The 17,938-nt window shown below is 56.5% G+C and carries 15 protein-coding genes; 10 read left to right on the top strand and 5 right to left on the bottom strand.

The window, feature by feature from the left end; genetic code table 11:
• Window positions 1-85 precede the first annotated feature (85 nt).
• Window positions 86-1,300, bottom strand: coding sequence for a hypothetical protein (locus ACOOFE_RS14120; protein WP_420415510.1), 1,215 nt, complete (start codon window positions 1,298-1,300; stop codon window positions 86-88).
• A 184-nt stretch (window positions 1,301-1,484) separates the two neighbouring features.
• Here ACOOFE_RS14120 and glmU point away from each other — a divergent pair, with 184 nt between their 5' ends.
• The 3 genes from glmU to ACOOFE_RS14105 all read left to right on the top strand — a co-directional run bounded on the left by glmU (window position 1,485) and on the right by ACOOFE_RS14105 (window position 5,228).
• Entirely contained in the window at window positions 1,485-2,840 is a 1,356-nt protein-coding gene (gene glmU / locus ACOOFE_RS14115) for a bifunctional UDP-N-acetylglucosamine diphosphorylase/glucosamine-1-phosphate N-acetyltransferase GlmU (protein ID WP_420415509.1), read from the top strand.
• 121 nt (window positions 2,841-2,961) lie between these two features.
• On the top strand, window positions 2,962-4,788 hold the full coding sequence (glmS, locus tag ACOOFE_RS14110) for a glutamine--fructose-6-phosphate transaminase (isomerizing) (RefSeq protein WP_420415508.1): 1,827 nt from the start codon (window positions 2,962-2,964) through the stop codon (window positions 4,786-4,788).
• A gap of 2 nt (window positions 4,789-4,790) precedes the next feature.
• A complete protein-coding gene (locus ACOOFE_RS14105; protein ID WP_420415507.1) occupies window positions 4,791-5,228 on the top strand; it encodes a GNAT family acetyltransferase in 438 nt (145 codons plus the stop codon).
• Here the strand turns inward: ACOOFE_RS14105 and ACOOFE_RS14100 are convergent.
• A complete protein-coding gene (locus ACOOFE_RS14100) occupies window positions 5,211-5,657 on the bottom strand; it encodes a YbaN family protein (protein ID WP_420415506.1) in 447 nt (148 codons plus the stop codon). The genes ACOOFE_RS14105 and ACOOFE_RS14100 overlap by 18 nt on opposite strands.
• 123 nt (window positions 5,658-5,780) lie before the next feature.
• On the opposite strand from ACOOFE_RS14100, the gene ACOOFE_RS14095 reads away from it, so the two are divergent.
• Window positions 5,781-6,515, top strand: a complete 735-nt coding sequence (locus ACOOFE_RS14095) for a DUF502 domain-containing protein (protein ID WP_141186908.1) — start codon at window positions 5,781-5,783, stop codon at window positions 6,513-6,515.
• Here ACOOFE_RS14095 and ACOOFE_RS14090 read toward each other — a convergent pair.
• Entirely contained in the window at window positions 6,512-6,904 is a 393-nt protein-coding gene (locus tag ACOOFE_RS14090) for a RidA family protein (protein WP_420415505.1), read from the bottom strand. The genes ACOOFE_RS14095 and ACOOFE_RS14090 overlap by 4 nt on opposite strands.
• Window positions 6,905-7,044: 140 nt before the next feature.
• Here ACOOFE_RS14090 and ACOOFE_RS14085 point away from each other — a divergent pair, with 140 nt between their 5' ends.
• Window positions 7,045-8,358, top strand: coding sequence for an MmgE/PrpD family protein (locus ACOOFE_RS14085; protein WP_420415504.1), 1,314 nt, complete (start codon window positions 7,045-7,047; stop codon window positions 8,356-8,358).
• A 242-nt stretch (window positions 8,359-8,600) separates the two neighbouring features.
• Here ACOOFE_RS14085 and recG read toward each other — a convergent pair whose 3' ends face one another.
• Window positions 8,601-10,703 carry an ATP-dependent DNA helicase RecG gene (gene recG / locus ACOOFE_RS14080; protein WP_420415503.1) on the bottom strand — a complete coding sequence of 701 codons (2,103 nt, stop codon included), beginning with the start codon at window positions 10,701-10,703 and terminating at the stop codon, window positions 8,601-8,603.
• Between the two features lie 218 nt (window positions 10,704-10,921).
• Between recG and ACOOFE_RS14075 the strand changes: the two genes are divergently transcribed.
• The 3 genes from ACOOFE_RS14075 (at window position 10,922) to ACOOFE_RS14065 (ending at window position 15,408) form a co-directional block, all read left to right on the top strand.
• Window positions 10,922-11,239 carry a succinate dehydrogenase assembly factor 2 gene (locus tag ACOOFE_RS14075; RefSeq protein WP_420415502.1) on the top strand — a complete coding sequence of 106 codons (318 nt, stop codon included), beginning with the start codon at window positions 10,922-10,924 and terminating at the stop codon, window positions 11,237-11,239.
• Window positions 11,240-11,258: 19 nt separating this feature from the next.
• On the top strand, window positions 11,259-14,744 hold the full coding sequence (mfd, locus tag ACOOFE_RS14070) for a transcription-repair coupling factor (protein ID WP_420415501.1): 3,486 nt from the start codon (window positions 11,259-11,261) through the stop codon (window positions 14,742-14,744).
• A 133-nt stretch (window positions 14,745-14,877) separates the two neighbouring features.
• Window positions 14,878-15,408 carry a DUF2867 domain-containing protein gene (locus tag ACOOFE_RS14065; protein ID WP_420415500.1) on the top strand — a complete coding sequence of 177 codons (531 nt, stop codon included), beginning with the start codon at window positions 14,878-14,880 and terminating at the stop codon, window positions 15,406-15,408.
• Window positions 15,409-15,587: 179 nt separating this feature from the next.
• On the opposite strand, the gene ACOOFE_RS14060 is transcribed toward ACOOFE_RS14065, so the two are convergent.
• On the bottom strand, window positions 15,588-16,277 hold the full coding sequence (locus ACOOFE_RS14060) for a protein-L-isoaspartate(D-aspartate) O-methyltransferase (protein ID WP_420415499.1): 690 nt from the start codon (window positions 16,275-16,277) through the stop codon (window positions 15,588-15,590).
• Between the two features lie 133 nt (window positions 16,278-16,410).
• Here ACOOFE_RS14060 and ACOOFE_RS14055 point away from each other — a divergent pair, with 133 nt between their 5' ends.
• Window positions 16,411-16,707: an FtsB family cell division protein gene (locus ACOOFE_RS14055; RefSeq protein WP_420415498.1), complete on the top strand. Its 297-nt coding sequence runs from the start codon at window positions 16,411-16,413 to the stop codon at window positions 16,705-16,707.
• Between the two features lie 179 nt (window positions 16,708-16,886).
• Window positions 16,887-17,924, top strand: coding sequence for a pyruvate dehydrogenase (acetyl-transferring) E1 component subunit alpha (gene pdhA / locus ACOOFE_RS14050; RefSeq protein WP_141186901.1), 1,038 nt, complete (start codon window positions 16,887-16,889; stop codon window positions 17,922-17,924).
• Window positions 17,925-17,938: the final 14 nt, after the last annotated feature.

The raw sequence follows: 17,938 nt of genomic DNA, 5'->3' as shown, positions 1-17,938 counted from the left end.
GCGAGATTTCCGTAGGTGGCAAACTCTTGCAAGGTCTGAACCACAGTTTCAGGCCGGTTCAAGACCGTCATAATCTCGGGAGATTTTAGTAAGTTGTTTGCGGAAAGTCCGAGGCCGCGATCATAGGTGCACCCGCATAAAGCGCCGGTTGGCACAGATCTGTGACATCAAGAAGATAGAAGCAGGCCGCTGCAGCATCGGCCGCATTGCCAAACGGACCGACCAAAAGCGATACGCCACCTTGCGCCGAGCGGTTTTTGATCAAAGGACGCAGATCGCGCATGCGTTCTTCGTTTTGTTCCTTGAACTTGGACCAGGCGTTTGCAGCTTCGGCGAGCGACGAGAAATGGCCAACAATCGCACCAAAGTCACTGCGCTTGAGCGTGCTGCGTCCGCCGCCGCGTAAGGTGCCGGCCGCATCTGATGGCGCAATAACCTTTGGCCGCAAGGTGGTGCTGGCCGGTGTGCTGTCAAATTCCTGCAGAGGCTGCAGTCCAGGCTGTTGCGGAATGGAACCGGTCGCCAATGATCCATTGGTGTCTGCTGGAGGCAGCTGAACAATTTTCACCGGCGCTTGCTGCGAAGCTGGAATGGGAAGCTCTGGAGCCCGCTGTCCCGTGTGAAGATTAATCCGCCGGGACGCCGGGCGGCGTCCTGCGGCCTGTTCATCTTTCATGGTCTCGGCAGACGCCATGAGTGCCGGTTTGGCGGCAGAAGCGTCCGCCATCTTTGTCGGTTTGGGCAGAGGCGCCATGGGCCGCTTAACGTGCGAGGCATCCGCCAATTCACGAGAACTGGATCCAGACAGGAAAGAAGCTGTTGTTTGGCTTTTTGCGCCCGGTTTGGTGCCGGAGGCACGCTCTGCCGGATTTGCAATTTCGGCTTCAAGAGCAGCTAACCGCCGTGAATAGGCGTCGTTCTGCGCACTCATTGTGCTCAAGCGGCGGCGCAGCCGGGCAATTTGTTCTTGAAGGACGGTGATTTGGCTTTGTTCAAGCGCACTTAGTGTGCCAGAGGAGGTTTCTCCTGGCAGGCGCAAGACTTCAATCGGTTCGCCGCGTGTTCCAGACCGAATTGATCCGGTTGCGGTCACGTCTCCATCCGGCGGCAATTGAATGCCTGATATCCGGTAGGCGGTCTGAGGGGGGCTGAGGGATGTGGAACTGAATTTGTAGGACGCCATGCCAACTGTGCCCATGGCAAGGGCGGCAAAAGCCCAAGACAGCAGCCCGACACGCGAGGGCGTGAGGGTGTCGCGGATTGTATCCCGCATCGGTTTTTTGGCCGGTGCCGCCTTCAACGTTCCTGGTTCCCGATTCTCGTTTCGAATCCTTCGAAAGGTAGTCCATTTGGCGCTGAATATGGTTAATGAAACGGTAATATGCACTGAGGAGAGTTCTGATCTTTCAATGTTCTGTGGATCGGGGCATATAGAGGCCAAATCATCTATCTTTGCTTTTCAAGTTGAAAGAGTTGGGACATCAATGACATCGCGAAGCTGTCACTCTGTGGTTCTGGCCGCTGGCCTCGGCACACGTATGAAATCGGATCTTCCGAAGGTCATGCATGAGATTGGTGGGCTGCCTCTTGTTGGCCATGTCTTGAAAGGCCTCGCAGACGCGGGATCAGAGCGGGTGTCTGTTGTTACAGGCCCAGACATGCCGGATCTTGAAAACCTTGTCGCCAAACTGGCCGCTGCCGCACAGTGTTTTGTCCAGACCGACAGGCTCGGAACGGCGCATGCTGCGCTTGCTGCATCATCAGCGATGGAAGCACCAGCTGATGATGTTCTGGTGCTGTTTGGTGATACGCCTTTGGTGACGTCGGATACCATCACCAAAGTCCGTGATGCTTTGGCTGAGGGCGCAGATCTCGTTGTGCTTGGCTTCGAGACAAAAACGCCTCACGGATATGGCCGGTTGTTGATGAAAGACGGCCGCTTGTTGGCGATCCGCGAAGAAAAAGATGCCAGCGATGCAGAGCGTCAGATCACGTTCTGCAATTCGGGGATCATGGGTTTTGCCGGAAATCATGCCTTGGACCTGATGCGGGCGATCGGCAATGATAATGTGAAGGGTGAATACTATCTGACCGATGCGGTCGAGATCGCAAATGAACGTGGTCTGAAAGTGGTCGCGGTCGCGGGCTCAGAAGTGGAAACACAAGGGATAAATACCCGCGCGCAATTGGCCGCGTGCGAAGCCGATTTCCAGGCGCGCAAGCGGACAGAAGTGCTCGGCAACGGCGTCACGCTGCTGGCGCCGGATACGGTCTTTTTTGCGCATGACACAGTTGTCGAAGCCGATGTGATCATTGAACAAAATGTGGTTTTTGGTCCAGGAGTGAAGATCCGTTCCGGTGCGCACATTCGGGCATTCAGTCATCTGGAAGGTGCCTCCGTGAGCAGTGGCGCGGTGGTCGGGCCCTATGCCCGCCTTCGGCCCGGAACCGAGCTTGGCAAAGGCGTGCGGGTTGGCAACTTTGTGGAAGCCAAAAATGCTAAGTTCGGTGAGGGCGCAAAGGCCAACCATTTGAGTTACGTGGGGGATGCCAGCGTTGGCGCAAAAAGCAACATTGGTGCTGGCACGATTACCTGTAATTACGACGGTTTTTTGAAACACCGGACTGAAATTGGCCCAGGAACTTTTGTCGGTTCGAATTCGACATTGGTCGCTCCAGTTTCCTTGGGAGAGGGCGCATTTGTTGCGGCAGGCAGCGTGATCACCAAGGATGTTGCAAGCGACGCCATGGCGTTTGGCCGTAGCCGCCAGCAAGCAAAAGACGGCATGGCCAAGGTCCTCCGGGAAAAACTCAAAAGAGCCAAGGATCAGAAATCCTGACGGTGGTCAGGACCGGATGAGCCTTGTCATTTTCTGAAACAGGGTTTGATTTCAGTTTTTAACGCTGCCTCGTCTAAACCGGGGCGGTCACTCGATTGTGTTTGGGTAAGGGATTAGCTGCATGTGCGGAATTGTAGGCATTTTGGGCGGGGTTGCTGCGGCGCCAAGGTTGGTGGATTCGCTCAAGAGGCTGGAATACCGCGGATATGATTCTGCCGGCGTTGCCACGCTCGTTGATGGTGCCCTGATGCGCCGCCGGGCCGAAGGCAAACTGCGTAATCTCGAAACAGCGCTTGAAAACGCACCATTGGCGGGCACTAGCGGCATCGGTCACACAAGGTGGGCGACCCACGGGGCTCCGACTGTCGGAAATGCTCATCCGCACCAGGCTGGGTCCGTCGCTGTGGTCCATAATGGGATTATCGAGAATTATCTTGATCTGCGCGAGGAGGTATCTGCCGCCGGCGCGGTGCTGGAAACAGAAACCGACACGGAAGTCGTCGCCCATTTGCTGGACCTTGAGATCGCCAAAGGCGCCTCTCCAACAGATGCCGCCGCCACAGTTTTACCGCGGCTGAACGGCGCTTTTGCGCTGGCCATGCTGTTTGCCGGTGAACAGGATTTGATGATCGGCGCCCGCAAAGGCTCTCCGCTTGCCGTCGGACATGGGGATGGGGAAATGTTCCTGGGCTCCGATGCCATTGCCTTGTCGCCCTTTACCGACCGGATCACCTATCTCGATGAAGGCGATTGGGTGGTGCTGACCCGGTCATCCCATCAGATCTACAATGCGGACAATCAGCCGGTAAGCCGTCCGGAGGCGCGGTCTTCGGTGACGGCTGCCCTGATGGATAAAGGCAATTACAAGCACTTCATGGCCAAGGAAATCCATGAGCAGCCGGAGGTGCTCGGCCATACGCTGTCGCGGTATCTGGATTACGGTGCCCAGACCGCAAAGGTGCCAGGTGCGGACAAGATCCAATTTAAGGGCTTGTCCCGCCTGGTTATTTCGGCTTGCGGCACAGCATATCTGGCAGGCCTTGTGTCCAAATACTGGTTTGAAAAATATGCCCGCCTGCCGGTGGATATCGATATCGCCAGTGAGTTCCGCTACCGTGAAACGCCGATGAGCGACAAGGACAGCGCGCTGTTCATCTCGCAGTCCGGGGAAACGGCGGACACTCTGGCCTCCTTGCGCTACTGCAAGGAGCAGGGGGCATCGATCGGTGCGGTGGTCAATGTGCCGGAAAGCACGATTGCCCGCGAAGCCGATGTGGTTTTCCAGACGATTGCAGGCCCTGAGATTGGCGTCGCGTCCACCAAGGCCTTTACGTGCCAGTTGGCCGTATTGGCAGCGCTTGCTTTGCAGGCTGGCCGCGAACGCGGTGTTCTGTCCGCAGAAGACGAGAAAAAGCTGGTTGCCGAACTCACAGAAGTTCCAAGCCTGGCCTTGAAGGCGCTCGCCAGTGAAACCGCGATTGAAAAACTCTCCCAGCCGCTGTCGCAGGCGACAAACGCGCTCTATCTCGGCCGGTCGACCAGCTATCCGCTGGCGCTGGAAGGCGCGCTTAAGCTGAAAGAGCTGTCCTACATTCACGCCGAAGGCTATGCGGCCGGTGAGCTGAAGCATGGCCCGATTGCATTGATCGATGAGAACATTCCGGTGTTTGTGATCGCGCCTCATGACGGAATTTTCGAAAAAACCGTCTCCAACATGCAGGAAGTGGCGGCACGCGGCGGACGCATCATTCTGATTACGGATGAAAAAGGGGCGTCTGAAAGCGGCAATGCAGCGAAAGATACGGTGATCTTGCCAGAGATGTCGGACATTGTCGCGCCCATCATCTACGCTTTGCCTGTTCAAATGATCGCCTATCACACGGCGGTTTTCATGGGGACGGATGTCGATCAGCCACGCAATCTCGCCAAGTCGGTGACGGTGGAATAATCATGCCGGATGCGGATAAGTCAGTCATCGTTCTGTTCGAGGAACAGCACCGCCAGGATGTTATCACACTTTGGAAGAAATGCGGTCTGGTGCGCGCCTGGAATGATCCGGACAAGGACATTGACCGGTGCCTCAGTGTGGACGCCAGCCGTTTGTTTGTGTTGATAAAAGATCAGACCGTCATTGGCTCGGTGATGACCGGGTATGATGGCCATCGTGGTGCGGTTTATTATCTAAGTGTCGATCCGGCGCATCAGGGCGGCGGGTATGGCCGCAACCTTATGCAACAGTGCGAAGATTATCTGACCAGCCTTGGATGTCCAAAGATCAATCTGTTCGTGCGCAAGGACAATGACGCCGTACACAGGTTTTACGGGGACATGGATTATGCGCTTGAAACGTCGGCAGCCTTCGGAAAACGGCTAATTCCCGACGTCTGAAGGCGCACTGTTGGTGCCAGGGTCACCAGCCTTATCGGATGCTGATTTGGGCCCAGACGGACGGGTCACCACGTAGATCGCACACGCCGTAATTCCCAGGGCAACTAAGACCGCGAGCCAGGGTGCTGGCGCAGCGGACCAATAGAACACAGCAAATCCGAGTGTCATGCCGCCGACCGCATAGAATTTTGCCATGGGCGGAATGGCACCATGATGGCGCCAGGCGACCACCGACGGGCCTACAATAGGATGTTCGAGGATTTTTTGTTCAAGCCGGGGAGAAGACCGTGCGAAACAGGCCGCAGCGGCAATGAAAAAAATCGTGCTGGGTAAAATCGGTAAAAAAGCTCCGATGATGCCCACCGCCACACAAGCCAATCCAAGTAGTATAAACGTGCTCCGGTGCACTCGTGCCTCCGATTTCGGCATTTTGCGGGGACTTCGCTGAAAATTTATTCGAACGAAGGATACCGCGCCGCGACAATGATACTTATCTAGCTTATGGCTGGATGCAAAACGGGAACTCTAAGAGACGATGATCAGGTTTCGCCGATGAGCAAGAAACATAGTGCAGATGACGAGCTATTGGTACCCCACCGGCCGGGTGCAGCGACGCGTTTGCGGAATTATTTTCTGACAGGCTTGGTCATCACCGGTCCGATCGGGATCACTTTGTGGCTCACCTGGACGTTCATCAAATGGGTCGACGGCTGGGTAAAACCCTTCGTGCCCGCCAACTATAACCCGGAAACCTATCTGCCGTTTTCCATTCCTGGCTTTGGTTTGATCGTCGCGATATTTGCGCTGACGATCATCGGCTTTCTGGCGGCGAATTTCTTGGGCCGTAGCCTGATCAATTTCGGCGAAAATCTCGTTGGCCGTATGCCGCTGGTTCGTAATATTTACAGTGGCTTAAAGCAGATCTTTCAGACAGCACTTGATCAACGCGGGACCAGTTTCAACAAAGCGGCTCTGATCGAATATCCGCGCCGCGGCTTGTGGGCCATCGTGTTCATTTCGACCGAAACCAAGGGCGAAGTGTCGTCGCAGCTCAAAAATATGGCCGAGACCGTTTCGGTGTTTCTTCCGACCACGCCGAACCCGACGTCGGGTTTTTTGCTTTTTGTTCCAAAAGCAGACGTCATTGAGCTCAACATGAGTGTCGAAGATGCTGCCAAATTGGTGATTTCCGCAGGCCTCGTCAGCCCGGAGTATCCCGAACTTGTCGAAGATCTGGTCGTTGACCCGAAACAGGCGGAGCGGCTGAAGAAGACCGAGGATGCCTAGCAGCGCGCGTCTGCAATGACCCGGATTTCGACGAGTGCGCCTTTACGCCGCAGTCCTGCGACTTCTACAGCCGTCCAGGCGGGAGATGGTACTTGGACGTACTCTGACCTCACGGCACTAAAAACATCAAAGTGTTGGTGCAAGGCGACGTGGTAGCTCGTCATTTCGACGACTGCTGAAAAATTGAGATTTTCTTCGGCGAGTATTGCGTTGATCTTTTCGAAGGCGTTGCGGAACTGCTCATGCGGGTCGCCTGGCATGGACCCATCGGCTCGGCTCCCGGTCATGCCGGTTAAAAACAGGTGGTTGCAGGATAGGATTGCCGGAGATGCATTCATCGCTTTGGCAGCGGCTTGAAAAGCCGGCGGGCAGACAGCACGCTTATTCATAGAGGCTCTCCTATATTCCAAATATATGTGAAAGTTAGCCAGGGCAGGCGTGGCGCTAATTGCTTCACAGGCCGAAGCTTATTCGATATCGCTGGTGCGGGTGAAGTCCTTTACAATCTTTCTTTCTGGAACCAGTTCTTATGCCGTTCATTGATGATCTGATCGCTTTTTCCAAAATCGCTCCGGGTGAAATCTCTGATACGGCTCTCAGGCTGGCCCGGTTCTCTCTGCTCGATTGGCTGGTCTGCGGCAGGGCCGGAGCCGAAGAACCTGTGTCCCAAAAACTGCGGGAATTTGCAGCGCGGGAAGGGGGCATTGAAGCCGCCTCGACTTTTCAGGGGCAGAAACTGCCCGCACGGACGGCGGCGCTCGTTAATGGCGCTGCAAGCCATGCGCTCGATTATGACGATACCCATTTCGCCCATGTGGGCCACCTGTCGGTCGGGATCTTTCCGGCAGCCTTGGCGGCCGCAGAAGAGGTCGATGCCAGCGCTGCAGACATGATCGCGGCCTTTGCAGTTGGTGCGGAGGCAGCGATCCGCATCGGTCTTGTTTTAGGCCCGCGCCACTACAACACCGGGTTTCATCAGACCGCAACCGCCGGAGCTTTTGGCGCAACGATTGCCGCCGGACGCCTTTATGGCCTGTCACAAGAGCGGATGCGGGCGGCCATTGGCCTCTGCGCGACCCGCGCTTCCGGCCTGAAATCGCAGTTCGGCACCATGGGCAAACCTTATAATGCGGGCATAGCCGCGTCCAACGGTGTGGAATGTGCACAATTGGCGGCGCTCGGCTTGACGTCTTGCGATGACGGCTTGATGGGAAACCAGGGATTTGCAGAAACCCATCACGCTGGGGTGCCGCTGGAAACGGCCGGCTGGGACGGTCTTTCAGGGGGAAACCTTTTGTTTGAGGACAACAAATACAAGCTTCATGCCTGCTGCCACGGGCTTCATGCCATGATCGAAGGATTGCTGCTTGTCAGGGGCGACGGCATTGCTCTTTCGGATGTTGCGGCCCTGTCGCTCAAAACAAATCCGAGGTGGTTGAAAGTCTGCGACATCAAACAGCCGCGGACTGGGCTAGAAGTCAAATTCAGCTATGCCTGGCTTGCCGGCATGACCTTGCGCGGAGATGCGACCGGTGCACGTAACTTCTATACAGATGACCTGGCAATCGATCCGGAGCTCACAGCCTTTGCGGAAAAAGTCGCAGTTACCGGCGACGAAACGCTGACCGATCTCCAATCCGAAGGTGTTTTGACTCTGAAATCGGGCGAAACCCGTCCCGTCTCCTTTGATCTCGCAGCGCCGCTGCCACTTGCCGTCTTGGAAGAGAAACTGAAGACCAAGGCGCAGGCCTGTCTTGACGAGGAGGGAGTACGAATCTGGACCATGCTCGATCAGCTGGAGCATATGAGCGCCCGGGAAATCGGGGCGCTTGTTTCTGGATAGAGAAACCCGGCTGTTGGCAACACAATTCCTGGGTGACGTGGGTCAGTTTGAATTGTCCCTAAAGCTTGTCATCCCAGCGAAGGCTGGGATCCAGTAACCTCATGAAAGGGCTTGTTTATTGGCCTCCAACCACATGGCGTACTGGATCCCGGTCTTGGCGCGAGAGCGCCAAACCGGGATGACAAGCTGATAGGTATGAGAGCCGATTAGTTGGCCTTACAATCAAATCAAAAACTGAAAATCTAACCCGCTCGCAGCAGCTGGATGGCGGCGTCGCGGCCGAAGAGATAAAGCAGGCAACGCAGGGCTTCGCCGCGCGGACTTTTGAGATCCGGATCGGTTTCCAGGATCAGCCGGGCATCGTCTCGGGCCACTTCCATCAGGTCTGCATGGTCCTCCGCCCTTGCGATCCGGAAGCCCGGCGTGCCGGATTGGCGGGTGCCGAGGATTTCCCCGCCGCCTCTGAGCCGCAAATCTTCTTCGGCAATCAGAAACCCGTCGTTGGTCTCGCGCATGATGTTGAGGCGCGCACCGGCTGTTTCCCCAAGCGGGCTCTTGTAAAGCAGCACACAAGACGACGGCTTGTCGCCGCGCCCGACCCGGCCGCGCAGCTGGTGCAATTGTGCCAGACCGAACCTTTCGGCATGCTCGATCACAATAATGGTGGCATCTGGAACATCAACACCGACTTCAATCACCGTGGTTGCCACTAGGATGCGGGTTCGGCCGGACTTGAAATCGTCCATGGCGGCATCTTTTTCGTCCGCGCTCATGCGGCCATGGACCAGCGAGACTTTCTGGCCGAGCATGTGTTCCAGGACACGCTGCCGATCCTCAACTGCGGCCAGATCGATTTTTTCCGATTCTTCCACCAGCGGGCAGACCCAATAGACCTTCTGGCCGTCCCGTGTTGCCGCCCTGACGCGTCCGATGATCTCCTCCAGCCGGTCAAGCGAGACGGATACCGTCTTGATCGGTTTGCGGCCAGCCGGTTTGCCGGTGAGTTTGGTGACATCCATGTCGCCAAAACAGGTCAGAACAAGTGTGCGCGGGATGGGTGTTGCCGTCATGACCAGAACATCGACTCCGCGCCCCTTGGCTGACAGCGCCAGCCGCTGGTGCACTCCGAACCGGTGCTGTTCGTCGACTACGACCATCCCAAGGTCTTTGAACGTGACAGATCCCTGAAACAAGGCGTGAGTGCCAACCACCAGGTCAATTTCTCCTGCGTCCAGCTTCTCCTGAAGCAGGCGGCGTTCCTTTTGCGTGTCCTTGCCGGTCATCAGCGCCAGGCGGATGCCGGCTTTTTCGCAAATCGGCTCCATGGACGCAAAATGCTGGCGGGCGAGGATTTCGGTTGGCGCCATCAGGCCGCCTTGCGCGCCGGTTTCTATCACTTGCGCGAGTGTTGCCAGGGCCACAACGGTTTTGCCCGCACCAACATCGCCTTGCAGCAAACGCAGCATGCGGACCGGCTCTGCTAGGTCGGCGTTGATGTCCTTGATGGCGTTTTTCTGGCTGTCGGTCAGCTCAAAGGGCAGGGCGTTGATCACCGATGCCTGAAGGTGGCCATGGGGTTTCCGTTCAATGCCGCCCAGAGTGCGCATGTTGGCGCGCACGAGTGCCAGCGCGAGCTGGCTGGCGAGAAGTTCATCGTAGGCAAGCCGTTGCATGAACGGCGAATGCGGTTCAGTATCTTGCCGTTCCTTCGGCGCGTGCAAGGTTTCCAGAGCTTCAGCAAAATCCGGCCATGCGGTTTGATGCAAATGCGGTTCATTCAGCCATTCCGGCAGACGCGGGATTTTCTCTACCGCCGCCTTCATCGCCTTTTGCAGTGTTTTGGAGGCAAGGCCTGCGGTCAGCGGATAGACCGGCTCGATCGGTGGCATCTGGTCCGCTTCTTCCGGCGAGACCGAATAATCCGGATGCACCATTTGTGGCCGGTCATTAAACCATTCCACTTTGCCCGAGACGATCCGCCGCTCGCCTTCCGGAAAGGTTTTTAGAAGCCAGTCTTGCCTTGAATGGAAAAAGACAAAAGTGATTTGGCCAGTCTCATCATAAGCGGAGATCTTGTACGGCGCCTTGGAATGGCGGGGCGGGGCGGAATGCCGGCCGATGGTGACATCCAGCGTGACGATGTCGCCGTTTTCCGAATAGGCGATCCCCGGCTTGTGACGCCGGTCGATCAGACTGTGCGGGATATGAAACAAAAGATCGGCAACAGTCGCATCCCGATCCGGCTGGCTGCCAACAAGCCCTGCGACGAGTTTGGCGATTTTCGGCCCAATGCCGGGAAGTGTGGAGACCGGAGCAAACAGCGGATCTAGAACCGGAGGGCGCATTCAGGGGAGGAAACCTTAAGTCAGACAGGCCGCAAAGCGGATTTGATATCCTGTTCTGACATGAACTCCATCTTAAGTGCAACAATTAGAACAATCTGTGAACTTCGGCACTGACTTTTCCAAATTTCAGCGCTATACAGTCGCCAGATTTCATTCTATCCGCTAGGCTTGCGTATCTCGCATTTGCCGTTTTCCGGTTCAGCTTCCAAAGGCCTTCCATGTCCGATCATCCCAGCGCGACAAATGACAACGAAACACACGGCCGGGATGTGCGGCGTAAAAAAATCCTGTTCCGCTGCTGGCACCGGGGCATGAAGGAAATGGATTTGCTGCTCGGCGGGTTTGCGGATGCCATGATCGACGACCTCAATGCAGAGCAGCTCAAGGAACTGGAGCATCTGCTGACGGCGCACGATCAGGACTTGTATGCCTGGATGACGGGCCGCAAACCGCTGCCGGATGAATGGGACAGTGCGCTCTACCGGCAGATTATCGCCTATCATGAAGCTGCCGGACCGGCAGGCTTCAAAAAATAACAAAACAAGGACGGTTGCTGTGTTCGACAGCTTGTTGAAGGACCAGGCCAATGTGACGTTGGCTGGCGTGCCCGATGGTGCGGAAAGCTATGCACTTGCGCGGCTTTTGAATGAGAGTTCGGCAAGCGGCCTGGCGCTGGTCTTTATTGCGCGCGATGCAACGCGCATGGCGATGATCAGCGAGGCATTGAGCTTCTTTGATCCGGGCGCGGAAATCATCCAGCTGCCGGCCTGGGATTGTTTGCCTTATGACCGGGTGTCGCCGAACCCGGCGATCAGTGCCCGCCGTCTTCTTGCGCTTGGTCAACTGGCTCGCGGCATCGAAGAGGGCCGTAAGGTTCTTCTGGTCACCACCTTGAACGCGGCCGTCCAACGCATCCCGGAACGCGCCTTCATGGCCGATCAGACGCTCTCCATGGCGCCGGGCAATCAGATCGATATGGCTGCGATTTCCAACTGGATGGAAATGAACGGCTTTTCGCGGACGCCAACTGTTCGGGAAACAGGCGAATACGCAGTCCGCGGCGGCATTGTTGACCTCTTTGCTCCGGGTGCGGAAGAACCGGTGCGTCTCGACTTTTTCGGCGATACACTGGAATCTATCCGTTCCTTCAATCCAGAAACTCAGCGCACCTCCAAACAGCTGAAGCGCCTCGACCTGGTGCCGATGAGCGAAGTGGTGCTGTCCGAGGAGGCCGTTTCCCGGTTCCGCCGGTCGTATCTGGCAAGTTTTGGCGCCGCCAGCCGGGATGATGTGCTGTATCAGTCGATCAGTGACGGCCGCCGCTATGCGGGCATGGAGCATTGGCTGCCGCTGTTTCATGAACGGCTGGAAACGCTGTTCGATTTCATCGGTGATGCCCCGGTTGTGCTGGATGCCAGCAGCGGTGATGCCGTTCGGGAACGGCTTGAACAGATCGGCGAGCATTATAAGGCGCGGGAAGAAGCCCGGGAAATGGGATCTGGCGCCGGAACCGTACCATATATGCCGATAGCGCCGGAACTTTTGTATTTCACCCCCGATGAATGGACCGCCGCGCTGGCCGACCGGGCAACCGGGACGCTTGATGCCTTCACACCGCCGCCGGGCAGCGGCAATGCGGTGATCGAACTCGGCGGCCGCCAGGGCCGCAGTTTTGCCGCCGAACGCACAGCTGGCGACGTCAACATTTTTGACGCGCTGACCACCCATGTCCGCGATCTGCAAAAGGGCGGCAAACGCACCGTGATTGCCTGCTGGTCCGATGGTTCGCGCGACCGGCTGGGACAGATCCTGGGTGATCACGGCTTGGGCGCTGTCCAAAATGTGGAAACGCTTCAGGAAGCCGAAGAACTGCCGGAAAAGACCTCGGCGTTGTGTGTATTGGGTATCGAACACGGTTTTGAACTCAAGGACATTGCCTTCATTGGCGAGCAGGACATTCTGGGTGACCGGCTGGTGCGCAAATCGCGCCGCAAGGCCAAGGGCGCCAATGTCATCACCGAGGCGACAGGCCTGTCAGAAGGCGATCTTGTCGTGCACGTCGAACACGGCATCGGCCGGTTCATCGGCCTGAAAACCGTGGAAGCCATTGGCGCGCCGCATGATTGCCTGGAATTGCAATATGCCGGTGGCGACAAACTCTATCTGCCGGTTGAAAACATCGAACTTCTGTCCCGCTACGGCTCGGAAGATCAGGAAGCGCAGCTCGACAAGCTTGGCGGTGGAGCCTGGCAAGCGCGCAAGGCCAAACTTAAAAAGCGGATTTTGGAAATCGCTGACGGTTTGATCAAAACCGCGGCGGAACGCGCCCTGAAAACCGCGCCAGTCGTGGAAACGCCGGAAGGGGTCTACGACGAGTTCGCCACGAAATTCCCGTATGAAGAAACCGATGATCAGCTGAACGCCATTGATGCGGTTTTTGAAGATCTTTCTGCCGGGCGCCCCATGGACCGGCTGGTTTGCGGCGATGTGGGGTTCGGCAAGACCGAAGTGGCGTTGCGCGCAGCATTTCTTGCCGCCATGTCCGGGCGCCAGGTAGCCGTCGTTGTGCCGACGACACTTCTGGCGCGCCAGCATTTCAAGACGTTTTCAGAGCGCTTTCATGGTCTGCCCATTAATGTCGCCCATGCCTCGCGGCTAGTGCCCACCAAGCAGCTGACCCAAACCAAGAAGGGTGTTGCCGACGGCTCCGTCGACATCGTTGTTGGCACGCACGCGCTGCTTGGAAAATCCATTCAGTTCCGCGATCTCGGGTTGCTGGTCATCGACGAGGAACAGCATTTCGGGGTGAAGCACAAAGAGCGTCTGAAGGAACTGAAGTCGGACATCCACGTCCTGACCCTGTCTGCAACGCCAATCCCACGCACGCTGCAATTGGCTTTGACCGGAGTGCGTGAACTCTCGCTGATCGCGACGCCGCCGGTTGACCGGCTGGCCGTCAGAACCTTCGTGTCGCCGTTTGATCCGTTGGTGGTGCGCGAAGCGCTGCTCAGAGAACATTACCGCGGCGGGCAGAGCTTTTATGTCTGTCCGCGCCTGTCGGATTTGGCGGAGCGCAAGGAATTTCTGGAAGACAATATTCCGGAGCTTAAAGTCGCCGTTGCCCATGGTCAGATGCCGCCAGGCGAGCTGGAAGACGTCATGAATGCCTTTTATGAAGGCAAATACAACGTGCTTCTCTCCACCACGATCGTGGAATCCGGCCTTGATATTCCAACGGCTAACACATTGATTGTACACAGGGCGGATATGTTCGGCCTGTCCCAGCTTTACCAGCTGCGCGGTCGGGTCGGGCGCTCCAAGACCCGCGCTTATGCTCTGTTCACCGTGCCGGCCAACAAAACCCTGACACCAACCGCGGAACGGCGATTGAAGGTCTTGCAGTCGCTGGAAACTCTCGGGGCAGGCTTTCAGCTCGCCAGCCACGATCTCGATATTCGCGGGGCGGGCAACCTGCTTGGCGAAGAGCAATCGGGCCACATCAAGGAAGTGGGTTTTGAGCTTTACCAGCAAATGCTGGAAGAGGCGGTTGCCCAGCTCAAAGATGGCGGTGCGGACTTTGGCGAGGAACAATGGTCGCCGCAGATAAACATCGGTACGCCGGTCCTGATCCCGGAAAACTATGTCGCCGATCTGCAATTGCGTTTGCAGCTCTACCGGCGTCTTGGGGATGTCACGGAAGCAGAGGAAATCGATGCATTCGGCGCTGAGCTGATCGACCGGTTTGGCCCGCTACCGGAAGAAGTCCAGCATCTTCTGAAAATCGTTTACATCAAAGGGCTGTGCCGCAAGGCCAATGTCGAAAAGGTCGACGCGGGACCAAAAGGGGTTGTGGTCTCCTTCCGCAACAGCGAATTCGCCAATCCGGCCGGTCTTGTTTCTTATATTGCCGAGCAAGGCGTTTTGGCGAAAATCCGGCCGGATCAGAAAGTGGTTCTGACGCGCGACTGGGAGCAAACGGACAAACGCCTCAAAGGTGCTGCAACGATCCTGACCAAACTGGCAAGGTTGGCGGCTGCCTAAGGGCGGCCGCTGGTCATCGCGGGTCGGCGATCTCCTTGTTTTTCGCCGTTCCCTACCTGCGGCAATGCGCCTGTGGCGTTACGCGGTTCTACTTATATGATCCGGGCAAATCTGCTTGTCAGGAGCCGGACACATGATTGCAGCCGACACTTTGCCACTGGATAGTCATCTCAACGCTTATCGGCGGCCAATTGATTTCATGGATGTATATAGCGGTGACCTGTCAGCGCGACCGGATCTACTTGCATGTGACATCCGCGCGTTGGGGGGGCATTTCACCACCATCGACATGGCCTGGGCGCAAAAACTCTTGAAACTCAGAGATCAGGTTGTCCGCCCCTTTGGTTTGAAGACGACCAAAGATCTGGCGAAAGACGCGGTTGAAAAACAAGTGTCTGAACTCCAGGCCGGTGACCGGATCCAGTTTTTCAAGATTTATGAGATCCGCGAAGATGAAATTCTCTTAGGGGAAGATGACTGGCACCAGGATTTTCGGCTGTCGATTTTCCGTAGGAAAGGGCCGTCGCCACGGGTCTATGTGTCCACCTGCTGCCAGCGTCACAATATTTTTGGCCACGCCTACCTCGCTGCGATCCTTCCGTTTCACAAGATGTTGGTGAAGCAGAGCTTGGAAAATGGATTGAAACGGCCGCTAGCGGGCTGAAGCATTCAGATTGACGTCATTAGCTAGTCCAGTCACCAATGGGGGCTTATTGGTTCCGCGCAGACCAGAGGGGCATGGCAAGTGGTGTCCCGAGTGGGTTTCAAGGCATCGGCATTCACCTAGAACCCGACTTGCGGCCATCAGTATGATTTTGGGGCGCACCAAATCATATCGAAAATCTAATCGAAGCCTGCTTCCCAGCCGTCTTCACCGATCAGCGGTACAAAACTGACGTCACCAAGATTTTTGGTGTCAAATTCATCTTCGGAGATGCGGGTGATCCGCCAGAGCATCTGATGATGGCGGGACGGGCCAATGGGGATTACCAAATGTCCGCCAATCGCCAGCTGCTGCTGCAATTGGTCCGGGGTGGCCGGAGCGCCGGCGCCGACCATGATGGCATCATAGGGAGCTTCCTTCAGATACCCCATGCTGCCGTCGGCACAATGAACTTCAATCGCGCCATAACCGGCCCGGGCCAAGTTGGTTTTCGCCAGATCGACAAGATCAGGTTTGCGTTCTACGCCAATGACCGTGCCAGCCAACTCGGAAAGAACCGCAGCTGAATACCCAGAACCAGTGCCGACATCCAGCACCTTGGAGGTTTTTGTCAGGCTGAGGGCCTCGCACATATAAGCAACGACATACGGCTGGGAAATCGTTTGGCCGAGACCGATCGGCAGCGGGCAATCCTGATAGGCCCGCTCCTTATCGTCTGACGCCACAAACAGATGGCGTGGCACGCTGACCATGGCATCGAGAACCCGGACATCATCCACGCCCCGGGCCCGGATTTGCCGGTCCACCATCTGTTGCCGCTCTTTTACAAAACCTTCCATGGTCAGGGTCCCGGTGTTGGGGATAAGCATTCAAGTTTAATCCGGATCGCAAGAATCTATTAAGCCTGAAACGGCATAGTGGAACAACCAAGAGACCAAGTGTTCCGTGTTTAAGGTCCAAAGAGTGCCCCGAGCAGCTACGCGTCAGCGAAAAAAATCCTTTTTGCGCCGGTTAATCACGCCCGCAATTGCTATTGCGGTGCTCGCCTATTTTGGGTTTCATGCCATGAATGGGGAGCTTGGCCTGGTTGGCCGGGCCATGATCGAACGCCAAGTTGCAGAACTTGAAGGTGAGCTTGAGTTGCTGACGGCGGAGCGGGAAGAACTGGTGGCGCGGGTCAGTTTGCTCCGCCCGGAAAGCCTCGATCCGGATATGTTGGACGAACGGGCCCGTCTTTATCTGAACCTGGTGCACCCGGACGAGTTGGTTGTACTGCGTCCGGCAGCAGCGCAGAAATAAACTGAAATTAAGTTGATTTATGCAACTTAACAAAATTTCAGTTAAGTAAAAAATAATCCATACATTACATCGCTTTAATTCCGTATCCCTGTAGGAATTGCACGGATTGGATTGCCCTTTGTTACAGGATAAGTTCTTCTCACCTGTCTTAGGGGAAACGTCACACCGAGTTGAGGGATATGGCTGCAGCTAAGAAGACCAGTGCCGGTACCACCCGGACCCGCAGATCTGCCAAGAAGGCCGAGCCTGCGATCGCCGAATTTACCAAGGACGATGAACTCCACGCATATCGCGAGATGCTTCTGATCCGCCGTTTCGAGGAAAAAGCCGGACAATTGTACGGTATGGGCCTCATCGGCGGCTTCTGCCACTTGTACATCGGCCAGGAAGCGGTCGTTGTCGGTATGCAGATGGCGAAGATCGAAGGTGATCAGATGATCACCGCTTACCGCGATCACGGCCATATGCTGGCAATGGATCTCGATCCAAAAGGTGTGATGGCCGAGCTCACCGGCCGCCGCGGCGGCCTGTCGAAAGGCAAGGGCGGCTCGATGCACATGTTCTCCAAGGAAAAACACTTTTATGGCGGCCACGGCATCGTTGGCGCCCAGGTGTCTTTGGGAACCGGTCTCGGTTTTGCCAACAAGTACCGTGAGAACGGCAATGTTTGCATGACGTTCTTCGGCGACGGCGCGTCCAACCAGGGCCAGGTCTATGAGAGCTTCAACATGGCCGAGCTGTGGAAGCTGCCGGTCATTTATGTGATCGAAAACAACAAATACGGCATGGGCACCAGCATTGAGCGGTCTTCCTCTGTGACCGATCTGTCCCAGCGCGGTGCCTCGTTCAACATCCCCGGCGAAAAAGTCGACGGCATGGATGTGCGCGCTGTCAAAGAAGCGTCAGCTCGGGCGTTGGAATGGTGCCGGTCCGGCAAAGGTCCGTACATCCTGGAGATGAACACTTACCGCTACCGCGGCCACTCCATGTCGGATCCGGCTAAATACCGCTCCAAGGAAGAAGTGCAGAAGATGCGCTCCGAGCATGATCCGATTGAGCAGGTCCGCCAGCGGCTGCTGGACAAAGGCTGGGCAACGGAAGATGACCTAAAGGCCATCGACAAAGATGTGCGTGCCCGGGTCGCCGAAGCTGCGGAATTTGCGCAGACCGATCCGGAGCCGGATCCATCTGAACTTTACACCGACGTTTTGCTTTAAGGCCGGGGGACAAT

It is taken from the genome of Roseibium sp. (assembly GCF_965216085.1).
In the GTDB taxonomy this organism is placed as follows: Bacteria; Pseudomonadota; Alphaproteobacteria; order Rhizobiales; family Stappiaceae; genus Roseibium.
The sequence above is the reverse complement of the archived record's forward strand: the minus strand, read 5'-3'. Positions and strand labels throughout refer to the sequence as shown.